General features: G+C 69.7%; 13 protein-coding genes. 4 read left to right on the top strand and 9 right to left on the bottom strand.

Annotation, left to right across the window (positions count from 1 at the left end; all coding sequences use genetic code 11):
- The 3 genes from gmd to ACH9D2_RS07355 all read left to right on the top strand — a co-directional run.
- Positions 1 to 945: GDP-mannose 4,6-dehydratase (gmd, locus tag ACH9D2_RS07365; protein ID WP_396361525.1), on the top strand; the 945-nt coding region annotated here is incomplete at its 5' end.
- A 14-nt stretch (positions 946 to 959) separates the two neighbouring features.
- Positions 960 to 1,961 (top strand): NAD-dependent epimerase/dehydratase family protein, encoded by a 1,002-nt coding sequence (locus ACH9D2_RS07360; protein WP_396362189.1) that lies wholly within the window; start codon positions 960 to 962, stop codon positions 1,959 to 1,961.
- A gap of 44 nt (positions 1,962 to 2,005) precedes the next feature.
- Positions 2,006 to 3,703 (top strand): polysaccharide biosynthesis tyrosine autokinase, encoded by a 1,698-nt coding sequence (locus ACH9D2_RS07355; protein WP_396362188.1) that lies wholly within the window; start codon positions 2,006 to 2,008, stop codon positions 3,701 to 3,703.
- A 270-nt stretch (positions 3,704 to 3,973) separates the two neighbouring features.
- Here ACH9D2_RS07355 and ACH9D2_RS07350 read toward each other — a convergent pair whose 3' ends face one another.
- The 9 genes from ACH9D2_RS07350 to ACH9D2_RS07310 form a co-directional block, all read right to left on the bottom strand.
- Positions 3,974 to 4,828 carry a trypsin-like serine protease gene (locus tag ACH9D2_RS07350; RefSeq protein WP_396362187.1) on the bottom strand — a complete coding sequence of 285 codons (855 nt, stop codon included), beginning with the start codon at positions 4,826 to 4,828 and terminating at the stop codon, positions 3,974 to 3,976.
- A gap of 420 nt (positions 4,829 to 5,248) precedes the next feature.
- Positions 5,249 to 6,361: a M14 family metallopeptidase gene (locus ACH9D2_RS07345; RefSeq protein WP_396362186.1), complete on the bottom strand. Its 1,113-nt coding sequence runs from the start codon at positions 6,359 to 6,361 to the stop codon at positions 5,249 to 5,251.
- Between the two features lie 5 nt (positions 6,362 to 6,366).
- Complete coding sequence (locus ACH9D2_RS07340; RefSeq protein WP_396362185.1) at positions 6,367 to 6,999, bottom strand: hypothetical protein; 633 nt, start codon at positions 6,997 to 6,999, stop codon at positions 6,367 to 6,369.
- 28 nt (positions 7,000 to 7,027) lie between these two features.
- Positions 7,028 to 7,504, bottom strand: coding sequence for a hypothetical protein (locus tag ACH9D2_RS07335; protein ID WP_396362184.1), 477 nt, complete (start codon positions 7,502 to 7,504; stop codon positions 7,028 to 7,030).
- A gap of 539 nt (positions 7,505 to 8,043) precedes the next feature.
- A complete protein-coding gene (locus tag ACH9D2_RS07330; protein WP_396362183.1) occupies positions 8,044 to 10,707 on the bottom strand; it encodes a M48 family metalloprotease in 2,664 nt (887 codons plus the stop codon).
- Between the two features lie 32 nt (positions 10,708 to 10,739).
- The gene (locus ACH9D2_RS07325; protein WP_396362182.1) at positions 10,740 to 11,237 is read right to left on the bottom strand and encodes a hypothetical protein; all 498 of its coding nucleotides are present in this window, start codon (positions 11,235 to 11,237) and stop codon (positions 10,740 to 10,742) included.
- A 222-nt stretch (positions 11,238 to 11,459) separates the two neighbouring features.
- Positions 11,460 to 11,867, bottom strand: a complete 408-nt coding sequence (locus tag ACH9D2_RS07320) for a VOC family protein (protein WP_396362181.1) — start codon at positions 11,865 to 11,867, stop codon at positions 11,460 to 11,462.
- Positions 11,864 to 12,157 carry an ArsR/SmtB family transcription factor gene (locus tag ACH9D2_RS07315; protein WP_396362180.1) on the bottom strand — a complete coding sequence of 98 codons (294 nt, stop codon included), beginning with the start codon at positions 12,155 to 12,157 and terminating at the stop codon, positions 11,864 to 11,866. Before ACH9D2_RS07315 ends, ACH9D2_RS07320 begins: the two co-directional genes overlap by 4 nt.
- Positions 12,158 to 12,232: 75 nt before the next feature.
- Positions 12,233 to 12,595, bottom strand: a complete 363-nt coding sequence (locus tag ACH9D2_RS07310; protein ID WP_396362179.1) for a DUF4440 domain-containing protein — start codon at positions 12,593 to 12,595, stop codon at positions 12,233 to 12,235.
- Positions 12,596 to 12,775: 180 nt separating this feature from the next.
- Between ACH9D2_RS07310 and ACH9D2_RS07305 the strand changes: the two genes are divergently transcribed.
- Positions 12,776 to 15,069: ATP-binding cassette domain-containing protein (locus ACH9D2_RS07305; RefSeq protein WP_396362178.1), on the top strand; the 2,294-nt coding region annotated here is incomplete at its 3' end.

Raw genomic sequence — 15,069 nt, 5'->3', positions numbered from 1 at the left:
TACGAGGTCCACGGCCTGATCCGCCGGGCCTCCACGTTCAACACCCACCGGATCGACCACCTCTACTCGGACCCGCACGAGGCCGATGCGAAGCTGTTCCTGCACTACGGGGATCTGTCCGACGGGTCCCGGCTGGTGACGCTGATGGCGCAGATCCGCCCCGATGAGGTCTACAACCTCGCGGCCCAGTCCCACGTGAAGGTCTCTTTCGAGGAGCCCGAGCACACCGGGGACACCACCGGGCTGGGCACCGTCCGGCTGCTCGAGGCGATGCGCCTGGCCAATGTGGACGCCCGCTACTACCAGGCCTCCACCTCCGAGCTGTACGGGGCGACCCCGCCGCCGCAGCACGAGGACACCCCGTTCTACCCCCGCTCCCCCTACGGGGCGGCGAAGATCTACTCCTACTGGATCACCAAGAACTACCGCGAGGCCTACGACATGTACGCCGTCAACGGGATCCTCTTCAACCACGAGTCCCCCCGCCGCGGCGAGACCTTCGTGACCCGCAAGATCACCCGGGCCGTGGCCGCGATCAAGGCCGGCACCCAGGAGAAGCTCTACATGGGCAACCTGCAGGCCATCCGTGACTGGGGCTACGCCGCCGAGTACGTCGAGGGCATGTGGCGGATGCTCCAGGCCGACGAGCCCGAGGACTTCGTGCTCGCCACCGGGCACCCGTGCACGGTGCGGGAGTTCCTGGAGATCTCCTTCGACCACGCCGGTCTGGACTGGCGCGAGCACGTCGAGTTCGACGAGCGCTACCTGCGCCCCACCGAGGTCGACGCCCTCATCGGCGACCCGGCCAAGGCCAAGGACAAGCTCGGCTGGGAAGCCACCGTCAAGGCCCCCGAGCTGGCCCGCCTCATGGTCGACGCCGACATCGCCCTGCTCCAGAACGACGCCTGGATCGACACCGTCGACCTCGCCTCCTGGGCCAAGTGAGACAGGACGCCACGATGACAGCAGACACCACCGAGAAGCCCGCTGACGCGACGACGTCGTTCACCCCCGGCCCCCTGGATCGCACCGCCCCGTTCTACGTGGCCGGCCACCGCGGCCTGGTCGGCTCCGCGATCTGGCGCAAGCTAAAGGACGAGGGGTTCACCGACCTGATCGGCCGCACCTCCTCCGAGCTGGACCTCAAGGACCGCGACGCAGTCTTCGCCTTCTTCGCCGAGGTCAAGCCCCGCTACGTGGTGCTGGCCGCGGCGAAGGTCGGCGGGATCCTCGCCAACAACACCTACCCGGTCGACTTCCTGTCCGAGAACCTCCGGATCCAGGTCAACGTCCTCGACGCCGCCCTCGAGCACGGGGTGGAGCGGGTGCTGTTCCTCGGCTCCTCCTGCATCTACCCGAAGCTGGCCCCGCAGCCGCTGAAGGAGGAGTACCTCCTCACCGGGCACCTGGAACCCACCAACGACGCCTACGCGATCGCCAAGATCGCCGGCATCCTGCAGATCCAGGCCGTGCGCCGCCAGTACGGGCTGCCCTGGATCTCGGCCATGCCCACCAACCTCTACGGGCCCGGGGACAACTTCTCCCCCACCGGCTCCCACGTGCTGCCGGCCATGATCCGCCGCTACGAGGAAGCCCGCCTGGCCGGAGCCGAGTCGGTGACCAATTGGGGCACCGGGTCCCCGCTGCGGGAGTTCCTGCACGTGGACGACATGGCCGAGGCCTGCCTGCACCTGCTCGAGCACTACGACGGGGACGAGCACGTCAACGTGGGCACCGGCACCGACGTCACCATCAAGGACCTCGCCGGACTCGTCGCCGAGGCCGTGGGCTACACCGGGCGTATCGAGTGGGACACCACCAAGCCCGACGGCACCCCCCGCAAGCTCATGGACGTCTCCAAGCTCGCCGCCGCCGGCTGGACCGCCCGCATCCCCCTGCGCGAGGGTCTGCGGTCCACCGTCGGCTGGTTCCGCGAGCACCAGGACGGCATCCGCGAGTGACTTCTGCTCATCCCCCCACCCCCGAGCCGATCCCGAGGAGAACCATGGAGCACCTTGACGCAGAGCGGGAAGCCCCCGCTCTCGATGCACGGGACCTCCTCCGGCTGGTGCGCACGCACTGGCGGGCCATCACGCTGATCACGCTGCTGTGCACCCTGCTCGCGCTGGGCTGGACACTGATCCAGCCGAAGATCTACTCGGCCACCGCGTCCGGCCTGGTCGTCGCCACGGGCGAGCAGGACCTCGCCAGCGCGCTCGCCGGCAACAACCTGGCGCAGTCCAAGGCCGTCTCCTACGAGTCGCTGGCCACGTCCCGGCCGGTGGCCGAGGGCGTGATCGACGAGCTCGACCTCGACACCACTCCTGAGCAGCTGCTGCCGCGCATCGCCACGGACGTTCCCGTGGACACCCCCGAGCTGCGCATCACCGCCGACGCCGAGGACCCGACGGAGGCGGCCGACCTGGCCAACGCCTGGGTCGTGGCCCTGGCCGAGCAGGTCCAGGAGCTCGAGAGCCAGGGCGACGACGACGCGATCAACCGCGTGGCCGTCCAGCCGCTCAGCAACGCCTCGCTGCCGCTGGCGCCGTCCTCGCCGAACCTCAAGCTGAACCTCGCCCTGGGCTTCGTGGGCGGGCTCGGTCTGGGTCTGCTGTACGCCTTCGCGCGCTACAAGATGGACCGCCGCATCAAGTCCGTCGAGGAGATCCGGGACGGCTTCGGCGTCTCCGTGCTCGGTGTCATCCCCACGGACGACCGGCTGTCCGACCACCGCGCGATCGTCGAGACCGGTATCTCCGCCGGGCGCGGCCACCACGAGTTCGCCGAGGCCCTGCGCGAGCTGCGCACCAACCTCAGCTTCGTGTCCGTGGACCACCCTCCGAAGATGATCGTGGTCACCTCCTCCCTGCCGGGTGAGGGCAAGTCCTCGATCACCGCGAACCTGGCGGTGGCCATCGCCTCGACCGGGCGCAACGTCGTCGTCGTGGACGGCGACCTCCGCCGCCCGGTGATCACTGATCTCTTCGGGCTCGTGGCCGGTGTGGGCGTCACCGACGTGCTCACCGGGCAGGTGCAGGTGGACGAGGTCCTCCAGACCTACGACACGTTCCCGAACCTGCAGGTCCTCGGGGCCGGGAAGACCGCGCCGAACCCCACGGAGCTGCTGTCCTCGAAGGCCATGCACAACATGCTCGAGACCCTCGCCGAGGACGCCCTGGTCCTGGTGGACGCTCCCCCGCTGCTGCCGGTCACCGACGCCGCGCTGCTCACGGCCTCCGCCGACGGCGCGCTCATCGTGGCCACCGCGCAGCGGACCACCACGGACGAGCTGGCCAAGGCCCTGGAGAATCTGCGCCAGGTCCACGGCAACGTGCTGGGCGTGGTACTCAACCGGGTGCCCACCACCGGTGCGGACGCCGGGTACTACGGGTACTACGGGAAGTCCTACTACGCGAACTCGGAGGAGCAGCCGGAGCCGAGGGCGAGCACGGAGTCGGCCGCCGCCCCACCGGCCGCCAAGCAGCCGTGGGGCACCGCCCCCCGCGCGGAGCCGTCCAACGATCAGCAGACGGCGACGCCCCGGAAGCAGCCGGAGCCCACGGCTCCGTCTGCCGAGGACGCGGCACCCGCCCCCCAGCCGGAGCGGCCCACGGGTCAAAGCTCTGCCGAGAACGAGACCTTCGGCCTCGAGGCGTGGGGCCGGTCCGGCTCGTCTACCGGGTCTACCGCCACGGGGCACTGATCCCGGCCACTATCCGGACCAGCGGCGACAGGGGCTGCTTCCTTCGGTGAGCTGGTCCCCGGAGAAACCGGACCGGCAGGTGAAGATCGAGGCGAGGGCCTGAGCACGGTGTCGAACCGTGCACAGGCCCTCGCTCATCTCTTTGTGCTTAGCCCACCCTTCGCGTACCCAGCGGGGCCACCGTTCACGCGCTTCCGACCTGGGCGCGTGAACGGGCGGGTGACGGAGCCGGGCACTGAATAGGCTGACCTCCCGGCTCCCCGACCGCATCTACAGGTACTCGTCGACGAACTCCTGCGCCCACGTGGTGTCGGTGCGGAAGGAGTATCCCGTCCCGACGCACTGCCCGCCGGTGATGCCGAACGACGTGACCGCCACCACGATGGTGGTCTCCTCGCCCGTCACCGGGTCTATCCAGAAGGCGGGTCCACCCGAGTCCCCGTAACAGGTGCCGCTGCCTCCGGTGCCCTTGCCTGGAGCGTTGGTCAGCTGAAGGCTCTGGCTCCCGGTGATCGACGACCGGTTCAGCCCGGTGATGGTGGCGATGCCCTGGTAACGCTCATAGACGACCATGGCCGTCGGGACGGTACCCTGCATGCCGTAGCCCACCAGCTTGACCTGACGCTGGGTGGTCGCCCCCTTCTTGGTCGCCAGCGCGTCGAGCATCCCCTCGTCCGGCAGTTGCCCGTACACACCGCCGGTGTCGATCCCGGGTTCCTCCAGGACGACGAGGCCGATGTCGTACGTGTTGGGGAAGCCTGAGAAGTTGTCGTACTCGGGGTGGGCGATCGCCTCCCCCGAGACCCATTGCTCGCTGGACTCCAAGTAGTTGCTCAGGCCACCACCTTCGTAATCGCTCAGTGGTTCCGGACTGTTGCTGACGTAGGTCCGGTCATTCGGCTCCCCGTTCCCGTCCTCGACGCAGTGCCCCGCCGTGAGCACCACGGTCGGTGAGAGCAGCGTGCCGGAACAGGAGTAGAAGGCACCGTTCTGTTCGAACAGCAGGGTCACCACGTGAGGATGCTCTGTTCCGTCCGGTTCCCCGTTCCAGGTGATCGCCTGGGCGCTGGACGAACCGAGCAACAGCGCGAGCAGCGACAAGGCCGCAATGACAAGTCTTCGCACGACGTTTCCTCTCCACTGGCGTCCCGGACTCCGGCGGGGACGGTGTCCGAACACTAGCCGTCAGCGAGGCGGTGCCGGAAGCGTGAAAGCCCCTTTGACGTGGGAAGACGTGTATTTCAGGCATGCGTACTACTGGCGCGACGCTTCTACGGAGGCTTCGGGCCAGGCGCACCAGGTCACGGCTCGCGCGCTGCGGTGGCCGACGGTTCCGTCGGCCGAGGACGCCGCAACCGCTCCCCGGGTGAACCAGGCCAACGGTCAGGGCTCTCCCGAGCACGAGACCTTCGGCCTCGAGGCGTGGGGCCGGTCCGGCTCGTCCACCGGGTCCACCTCCACGGGGCACTGACCCCGGCAGCTTCCCGGCTCGGACAGCCCAGAGGGCGCCTTCCTACGAGGAAGGCACCCTCTGGTGTGTCCCGTTCATGATGTACTCCGCTGATCCTCGGACGAACATCCTTCGCTGCGGGCGTGTCCGGCGACGTCGGCGGCGAGGGCCAGCAGACCCGCGGACACCTCCCGGATGACGTACTCGGCCTCGGTCCAGGGCGGCTGGAAGCTGTGCGCGCACTCGATCGTGAAGCCCAGCACCCGCGAGCGCGACGGGTCGGACAGGTGCCGGCTGTAGGCGTAGTCGTCGCTCGCCCCGGAAGTGGGATAGAGCCCCCCGAAGGCGGGCACGACCGCGTACGTGTCGCCCCGCACCTGCCAGATCGCCCTGCTCATCACGGCCCCGAGCGCGACTTCGGCCTCGAGGTCCGCTTCGGGCAGGTACTCGCGGTAGGCGGTGTCGCCGGGGATCCCCCGCACCCCGTCGAAGGCCGGATTGCGGAAGCTCTGCTCCGGGTCCGTGGTCTGGTGCTCGTCGCTGCCCCAGTTGTGCAGGATCACGGGGACGAAGCTGTGCACGTCGACGTGCCAGCGGATCGCCGGACGGGTGTCCAGCAGGTGCACCACGTTGCGGGTCTCCGGCTCCGAGGCGGCCGAGGGCCCGCGGTAGACCTGCCGTGGATCGCAGGGATCGGCGGAGGTCGCCACCTCGGCCTCGGGGTGGAACTTCTCGGTGTGGTCCCAGAGGAAGTCGAAGTTGCGGTTGACGTCCACTCCGGTGCAGATGCCGCCGGCCGGGTGGGGGCGCCGGTTCTTGCGCCACATGGGTTCCGCGGTCTGGCTGTGGTGCCGCCCGTCCGGGTTGACGCACGCGAAGACGTAGAGGTTGGTGCCTTCCAGCACCTGCTTCACCCGGGCCCCGGGGATCTGGAAGTTCCCGTACACGAGGCCCGTGCCCCGGGTGCCGGCCTCCAGCACGTCGGCGGCCAGGGACACGAGCGCGTCCGGCGGCACCCATTCCCGGGCGTGGACGCCGCCCAGGAGCAGCACCCCGGCCCGGTCCGGATCGGCCCCGATCCGCAGGCACCGGGTGCGCCGGCCCTCGTGGGTGAGATGGGGAAGCTCGATGAGCTCGGTGAGCGCGGGGTACTCGGCGGCCAGGGACTGCAGGGCCGTCTCGATCTCGTCGACGTTGAGGTAGGCCATGGTGATCAGCGCTTCTCCCCGAGGCCCCGCACGGGGGCCAGGTCCGTGCCGCGGACGGTCTCCCCGCCGCGGGTGGCGTCACCTCCGCTGAACCGGTTGCCGGTGCCGACCTCGGCCTGGCGTTCCCGGCCGACGGCGGTGGCGTTCTCCCGGACCTCCAGCTGCACCCGGCCGGCGGAGCGGGAGTCCCGCGCGGGCTTGAGCCGGTCCTCCGGCAGGTAGGCGTCCACGACCCAGCCGTCGGCCTCTCGGCGGGGTGTCGCCCGGCAGCCCAGGTCCGCGCCGGTCTCCCGGGCGAAGACCCGCAGGTCCTCCAGTTCGGCTGCGCGGACCTCCACGTGGATCAGCGGGGGCAGCTCGGCCTCGTCGCTCATGAGATTCTCCTCTCCGGCGCGGCGGAGCAGCTGCTCCACCGCGCGCTCTGCGGTCGCGGCATCGACCCGCCCGAAGCCGTAGTCGTCGTGGTGCCCTGTGGCGTCGTACGGGACGCCACCGATCTTGTCCGCGGTCCTGGGCAGGACGGCGCGTAGCTCGTGCTCGACTCCAGGTGATAGCCGCCGCCTCCGGTGCCGGCCCAGGGGTGAAGTCGGCGCCCGGTCCGGAGCCAGCACCTGACCGGGTGCGAGAACATCTGCCACGCCGAAGCTGCATCATCCGCTGGTGCACTCATCCCAGGTGGTAGCTGACGCCGTTCACCACGAACGGCCGGGGCGTCCCGCTGAAGGCACCGTCCGCGTCGGCCGGGAAGCTGACGACCAGCCGGACGTTGTCCGCCACCTGCCAGGCCATCGACAGCGCAGTGGTCTCATCCGGTTCTCCGAGCGTGGCGACGACGTCCTCGGGGGTGTCTCCGATCGTGATGCCGCCGGGCAGCGCCCCCGCATAGCCGGGCGAGAAGAAGACCGTGGTGGCACGGCCGGACCCGCCGAAGGCGAACTCCACACCGATCTGGTCGCACACCTGATGTCCTTGCAGCCCCTGATAGCAGCCGTTGTCCGCGAGGAAGCTCGCGAAGGCGGGATCCTGGGGGAATGAGCCCAGAAACTGCTCGGGGCCCGCTGCGCGATCACCCTCCGGGGGTCCTTGGTCCGGAGGCAGTTCGGGCACGACGACATCGGACGGCGCCGGTTCGCCCTCGGCCACCCCCGGATCTGGCCGATCCGGAAGGGCCACGGACTCCGTCGCATCAGGAGGCGTCGCCGCTGAGCGTGGCACGGTGTCCTCTGGCATCGCCGCGCCTGGGGTTTCCGCCGCAGCGGGCGGCCCCTGCGCGGCCGTCCGCTGCTCGAGGGCGCTCTGTGATGGAGTGGGTGATCTTTCCGTCTCGGACTCGGCGTCCCCGGCGGAGTCCGGGGACAGGCACCCGGCCAGAGGCAGTGCTAGTAGCAAGATCGTCGCGGCCCGCCTCGAACCGCGCACGACGTTCCGGGGCGCCGAGCGCCAGGGTGCGCTGCGTGGTGGCAGGTCCCGTTCATGGTCGTCGCGCATGGTGGTAGCCCCTTCTGACGGTGAGCCGGGCACGTGCTCAGTTCGAGCGTGGCTTCAATGTTTCCCCAGGTCAACAGCGCATTCGTCTACTGCCTGGTTGTGAACCGAGTTCGTCGCGGACAAGAAGTCGTCCGCATGGCCGTTCTCGGACCACCCACGGAGCAGGTCGCCAGAAGCTGGGCTCGCCGTCCTAGTCATGGTGCGGTGCCGGTCTCCTGCAGGCGGCGAACGCTTTGGTCCCAACGGTTCAGCAGTGCGTACTCCTCTTCCTGAACGGCCAGTGCCCGGTCGTACAACGCAGGGTCCTGAGCGTCCAGGGCGTCGGCGAACATGGTCGTCTTCTCTTCGGTCAGCTCCAGCGCTGCCACGAGATCCGAGTGGATCGTCGCCACCTCATCGGTGAGCGGCGCATACGCCTCCGCGGTTTCGCGAAGTTGTACGGCGCGCGGCAGGACCACTGATCGTAGGTGCCCTGCAGCCGCCGGTGAGGAGGAGGCGGCGAGGTTCGACGCGGTCACGAGTTCCTCGTCCATCTGTTGGTAGGCGCGTCCGTACTGAGGGGCCAGCATCGTCGCGTAGGTGTGCTGCTCCTGGCCCGGGGTCGAAGGGGACGGTGCACTTCGTTCTCCGCTGCCCTCCTCCTCCGCCGTTGTGGGATGCATCCCGACGACGACGAGTGCTGCCACGGCGGTAATGCAGAGCGACAGGGCCCAGGCCAGAACCGCCCGGCGGCCCACCGCCCCGGACCGCGCATGCCACGGGTGTGCCGTGGTCGCGCCGGCGCAGAGGGAGAGCAGAAATCCTATGGTGATCGCCGGCCAGAGGAAGGACCCGACGAATTCTGCTGTCAGCGCGCCACCACGGCTCAGATTGAAGGCCAGGAATCCCAGCAGGGTGACGAGCAGGGCGGCTGGCCCCGCCACGAGTCCTGCCGCGGGTCCGACCTTCGGCCTCGCCAGGGCCAGCCCGAGGACGCACCCGCCTGCCGCCGCGCCGCCCACCCAAGGCACGGTGACGGCCACCTCCCACCTGGCCGTCTCCGTGGCGGCGGGTCCGGTGATCAGCCGCCACCCGACGAGCACAACGGCGCCGACGAGGCCGGATGCGGCACCCCAGCCGACGCACCGCACCACGGACACGTTGTCGTCCTCAGTCGCGGAGGCGGTGACGGGGACGGACCCGATCGTCGGTCGTGGCCGGACCAGCCATGATGGCACCGGCCGCGTGATAGCTCTCTTCCGGAAGAGAGCTGCCAGAACCGCCATGGAGGAAAGGGCCAGGCTCGTCAGGACCAGCGCCGGGCCGCTGTAGCCTTCGACCAGCCACAACCGCACTCCTGGCCATCCCACCAGCTCGAATCCCGCCTGAAGTGAGGACCACGCCCACGTGGACGCGGTGAACAGCACGATGTTCGCTCCGGCCGCAGGAAGCCACACCTTCCAGGGTCGATCGGCAAGCCGCACCATCGGCGCCCAGAGCCGGCCCAGGCTGTCGGTCAGGGCGACCGTGCCGGCGCCGATGATGACGGGTACCACCAGCCACAGCGGGTCGGTCAGACCGGCGACGGTCGTTCCCGCTTGTCCGAGCGAAGACAAGGCCCCGAGGGGCAAACCTGTCGCCACGCCGAACGCCACCATGCCTCGCGACGACTCTGGCGGTGCAGGGAAGCCTGCCGTCCGTGACGCTTCCTCCATGGTCCTTGCCCGCCACATCCCCATCCCCACGGTCAGGCCCAGGAGCGGACCCACGAGCAGAGCCCCGGCCCCTTCGCCCGGCATGGTCGGCCCGACGAGCGCGAGCAGCGGCGCCGTTGCAGATGCCACCAGGGGCAGAACGAGAGCCCCCAGGAACGCCGCTGTGGCGGCGTCGACGAAACCGGTCCGCGTGATGAGTTCCGGACTCTCGAGAGCGCGCAACCGGTCGTCACGACCGGGGTGGCGCGCTCTCAGCTGCTTGAGCCGTCCCGTCTCGGAGGAGTCGCCGACATGCTTCAGGGCTTCTCGCAGGGTCTCCAGGTGAACGTCGGTGTCACCGGCCCTGAGATCGGCGTCGTGCTCCCGTGAGCGGAGAAGCGCCGCGGCCACGAGTTCCACGGCGACGGCCAGCAGAACCGTGCGCCACAGGTACTGGCCCACCAGCGATAGGTCCCCGGAGAGGGCACCCCACAGCGCCGGAATCAGCAGGAGCGGCCCGACGACGTACCAGACACTCCGAGCCAACCACGCCAGCTCCACGTCACGGTGCCGGATGTGGGCGAATTCGTGCCGCACCACCCCGTCCGCAGGGCCAGGCCGCTGAAGACCCACCACCACCCACCGCGGCAACGCCACCGTGTACTCCCCCGGCCTGCCGAAGGAGAAGGCATCCGGCACCTGCGGTCCGATGACCGGTTGGGGCATGCGGCGCAGACCCGTGGTTCCGGCCAGCTCCTCGAACCGGGACACGACGAGTCCGTACTTGGGAGGTGGTGCGACCAGACCGCGGCGCCGTCGAACGAGGGATGGCATGGCGCGGAGCACTACCAGGCCGCCGATCGCGACCGCGGCTGCTCCGCCCACGTGCCACACTCCTCGGACGCGCTCGGCGGGTGCGGCGCATCGTTGCGCGGCTTCGACCCGTGCCAGCACGGCCTCCGGGGACGAGCCGACACCCGCGGACGCCGCCGTCTCCTGGCATCCGGCGACGATACGCGCCCAGGCGTCGCCATTGACCTCGTTGAACAGCCAGGACCCGACAAAAAGGCCTGAAGCCACCAGCGCCACGAGAAACAGGATGTATCGCCCGGTGGTCGGGGATGGATAGGACAGAACGTTCAGGCGGGTGACCCCGTCGGACGATGCGGAGGAGTTCGGGCTCATGACCATGCCCCTTCCACGGAACGGTCCTGGTCTCAGGAGCCGCCGGTCGTCAGTGCCCCCAGCGTGGCGTGTCCGAGGAGGGTCGACCTGTCGTCGTCGAGGCCGAGACGGGCCGCCTCCGCTGTGACGGCGGCGAAGATCCGTTCGCGCTGCTCGGATGTCAGGTCCGGCGGATCGGACTGCCCCTTGTCTTCGCCCGGCAGGTGCAGCACGCGACGGAGAACGTGGGTCAGGCTCGGCTTGGCCGCGTCCATGGCCGCATCTTTCAGCAGGTCCACCATGAATCCGACGAGGAAGTCGGCCACGGCAAGCGCGAAGGGAGCCAGCAGTGCGACCTCGAGACCGAAGCCCACGGGTTCGTCCCGTCTGCTGGGCGCCAACGCGCTTGCGGGATCCTCGAAGTACTCCTCGGCCACTTCTTCGAAGACCAGCGTCTCGTCGGGTGCGGCGCGCTCCAGGACCCTGAGGGCGAGCTGTTCACTCAGCTGGCGTCTCGTCGCTGGATCCAGATCGGAGGTGGGTGCGGCCATGGCGCTTTCTCCTGACGGACGGCGGTCCATGCAATCTGTTGAATGATGGTGTGCCGCGCACGACGACAGGTCAAATTGTTTCGAGAGGTGTCCGAGAAGCAGTTCTCCTGGTGGTTCCGGGGCGACCGCCGGGCGCAGTTGACGGTGATGACGGGACTGTCCGGCCAGGTCTCCTGTCGGGCTGCGGAGCCTGCCACCCACCCGGCCTCGCGCAACTATCCCTCACTGTCCGGCGGCCTCGGGGCCGGTCAGCTCCGCGATCATGATGAGATTGCCGCACGTGTCGTCGAGCACCGCGGCGGTGACCGGGCCCATCGGCGTCGGCTCCTGCACGAAGCGCACGCCCAGGGCGGTGAGCCGCTCGTACTCCGTCTGCACGTCCTCCACCCCGAAGCTGTTGAACGGGATGCCGTCGGTCACCAGGGCCTCCTTGAACGGGTGGACGGCCGGGTGCTCGGAGGGCTCGAGCAGCAGCTGCACCCCGTCCGGGGCCTCGGGCGAGACGACGGTCAGCCATCGGTAGGGCCCGGTCGGCACGTCGACCTTGAGCTGGAAGCCGAGCTTTTCCGTGTAGAAGTCCAGGGCCTTCTGCTGGTCGTCCACGAAGACGCTGGCGTAGGTGATGATCATGGCGTGTCCTTCGGAGGGGGCGGCAGGGAGTCCATCCACTGCCGCGCGTCGGCGAGCGGGGAAGTGTCCAGGTGGTGCACCGTGGTGCGCCCCTGGACGGTGGTGGTCACCAGGCCGGCCTCGCGCAGCACGGCCAGGTGCTTGGTCACGGCCTGCCGGGTCATGGCCAGGCCGTGATCGTTGATGAGGCGCACGGTGAGCTCGAAGAGGCTCTGGTCGTTGCGTGCGGCGAGCTCCTCGAGCAGGATCCGCCGTGCAGGATGGGCCAGTGCCTGGAACAGGATGTCCATACCCTCAGGATAGGCAACCTATGAGTTGCCGGTCAATGGTTGCCGGCTCGGCAGGTTCTGCCCAGGGCGGCTGCCTCAGCAGGGAGTCTGCTGGTGCACGACCAGCTTCCAGCCCTGGTCCCGGCGGGCGTAGGTGCTGCTGACGAGCGCCTCGTACGGAGCCGATTCCCCCCGGCGGGCCGTGACGCGGGAGAACACCACTGCCGTGTCGGGTGCCGGATGCAGCACCCGGAGATCGGTCAGCTCGTAGGACGACCACGGGATGCCGGACATCGACGCCACGATCGCCGCGCGGTCCTCCAGGAGCAGACCGCCCGGCAGCAGCATCACCGCTTCCTGGTCCAGGACGTCGTCGTAGAAGGCCGCGGCCTGCTCGCCGGTCGAGGCCAGGGCCTGCCAGCCCTGCTGCTCCAGGCTGAGGGGATCGGTGCTCTCCATGGCCCCATGATGGCACCGGCCGACCGCCCCCGGCACGGATGACGACGACGCATCCCCGCCCCGCGGGGCATCCGCCTGCCGCCGACGACGGCCCGGACGTATGCTCGGAACCGGTCGGATCGAGCCGGGCGGCGCCGCCGCAGACCGTGCTGGCGGCGCCGTTCCAGGGATGGAGACACGATGAGCACGCCCCCGCGCCAGGACCCCCACTCCCCCGCCCCGCACGTGGCCGACAGCCACGACCTGATCCGCGTCCAGGGCGCTCGCGAGAACAACCTCCAGGACATCAGCGTGGAGCTCCCCAAGCGCCGGCTGACGGTGTTCACGGGCATCTCGGGCTCCGGCAAGAGCTCCCTGGTGTTCGGCACGATCGCCGCGGAGTCGCAGCGGCTGATCAACGAGACCTACAGCACCTTCGTGCAGGGCTTCATGCCCGTGCAGGCCCGGCCCGACGTCGACGTCCTCGACGGGCTCACCACGGCGATCATCGTGGACCAGGAGCGGATGGGCGCCAACGCCCGTTCCACGGTGGGCACCGCCACCGACGCGGACGCGATGCTGCGGATCCTCTTCAGCCGGGTCGGGCAGCCGCACATCGGCTCGGCCAAGGCGTTCTCCTTCAACGTCGCCTCCATCAGCGGCGCCGGTGCGGTCACCATGGAGCGCGGCGGCAAGACCGTGAAGGAGCGGCGCAGCTTCTCCATCACCGGCGGCATGTGCCCGCGCTGCGAGGGCATGGGCCGGGTCAACGACGTCGACCTCACCCAGCTCTACGACTCCTCCAAGTCCCTCAACGAGGGCGCGCTCACGATTCCCGGCTACAGCACGGAGGGCTGGTACGGGCGGATCTTCAGCGGCTGCAGCTTCTTCGACCCGGACAAGCCGATCCGGGACTTCACCGAGCAGGAGCTGGACGACCTGCTGCACAAGGAGCCGACCAAGATCAAGGTCGACAACATCAACCTCACCTACGAGGGCCTGATCCCCCGGATCCAGAAGTCGTTCCTGTCCAAGGACGTGAGCGCCCTGCAGCCGCACATCCGGGCGTTCGTGGAGCGGGCCGTGACCTTCACCGCCTGCCCCGAGTGCGGCGGCACCCGGCTCAGCGAGGCGGCCCGGTCCTCGAGGATCCGGGGCCTCAACATCGCCGACGCCTGCGCGATGCAGATCAGCGACCTCGCCGCCTGGGTGCGGGAGCTGGACGAGCCCTCGGTGGCGCCGCTGCTCACGGCCCTGGGCGAGACGCTCGACTCCTTCGTGGAGATCGGGCTGGGCTACCTCTCCCTGAACCGGGCCTCGGGCACGCTCTCCGGCGGCGAGGCCCAGCGCACCAAGATGATCCGCCACCTGGGCTCCTCGCTCACCGACGTCACCTACGTCTTCGACGAGCCGACCATCGGGCTGCACCCGCACGACATCGAGCGGATGAACAACCTCCTGCTGCTGCTGCGGGACAAGGGCAACACCGTGCTGGTGGTGGAGCACAAGCCGGAGACCATCGCGATCGCCGACCACGTGGTCGACCTGGGCCCCGGCGCCGGCACGGCCGGCGGCACCGTCTGCTACGAGGGCACCGTGGAGGGCCTGCGTGCCGCGGACACCGTCACCGGGCGCCACCTGGACGACCGCGTCGCCCTGAAGCCCTCGGTGCGCGAGCCCTCCGGGGTCCTGGAGGTCTGCGGCGCCGACACGAACAATCTGCAGTCCGTCGACGTCGACATCCCGCTCGGGGTGCTCACGGTGCTGACCGGGGTGGCCGGCTCGGGCAAGAGCTCGCTGATCCAGGGCTCGGTGCTCGGCCGGGAGGGCGTGGTGGCGATCGACCAGGGCGCCATCCGCGGTTCCCGCCGCAGCAACCCGGCCACGTACACCGGGCTGCTGGACCCGGTCCGCAAGGCCTTCGCCAAGGCCAACGGCGTGAAGCCGGCGCTGTTCAGCGCCAACTCCGAGGGCGCCTGCCCCGCCTGCAACGGCGCCGGGGTCATCTACACGGACCTGGCGATGATGGCCGGGGTGGCCACCACGTGCGAGGAGTGCGGCGGCGACCGGTTCCAGGCCTCCGTGCTCGAGTACACCTTGGGCGGGCGCAGCATCGCCGAGGTGCTCGCCATGCCGGTCGAGGAGGCCCTGGGCTTCTTCGGCGCCGGCGAGGCCCGCACCCCGGCCGCCCACGCGGTCCTGGACCGGCTCGCCGACGTGGGTCTGGGCTATCTCAGCCTCGGCCAGCCGCTCACCACGCTCTCCGGCGGCGAGCGGCAGCGGCTCAAGCTGGCCACCTACCTGGGCCAGAAGGGCGGCATCTACGTCCTCGACGAGCCGACCACCGGCCTGCACCTCGCCGACGTGCAGCAGCTGCTGGGCCTGCTCGACCGGCTGGTGGACTCCGGCAAGTCCGTGATCGTCATCGAGCACCACCAGGCGGTCATGGCCCACGCGGACCGGATCATCGACCTCGGCCCCGGGGCGGGCCACGA

Source organism: Kocuria rhizosphaericola (assembly GCF_044462205.1).
GTDB lineage: Bacteria > Actinomycetota > Actinomycetes > Actinomycetales > Micrococcaceae > Kocuria > Kocuria rhizosphaericola.
This window is presented reverse-complemented; position numbering and strand designations above follow the sequence as displayed.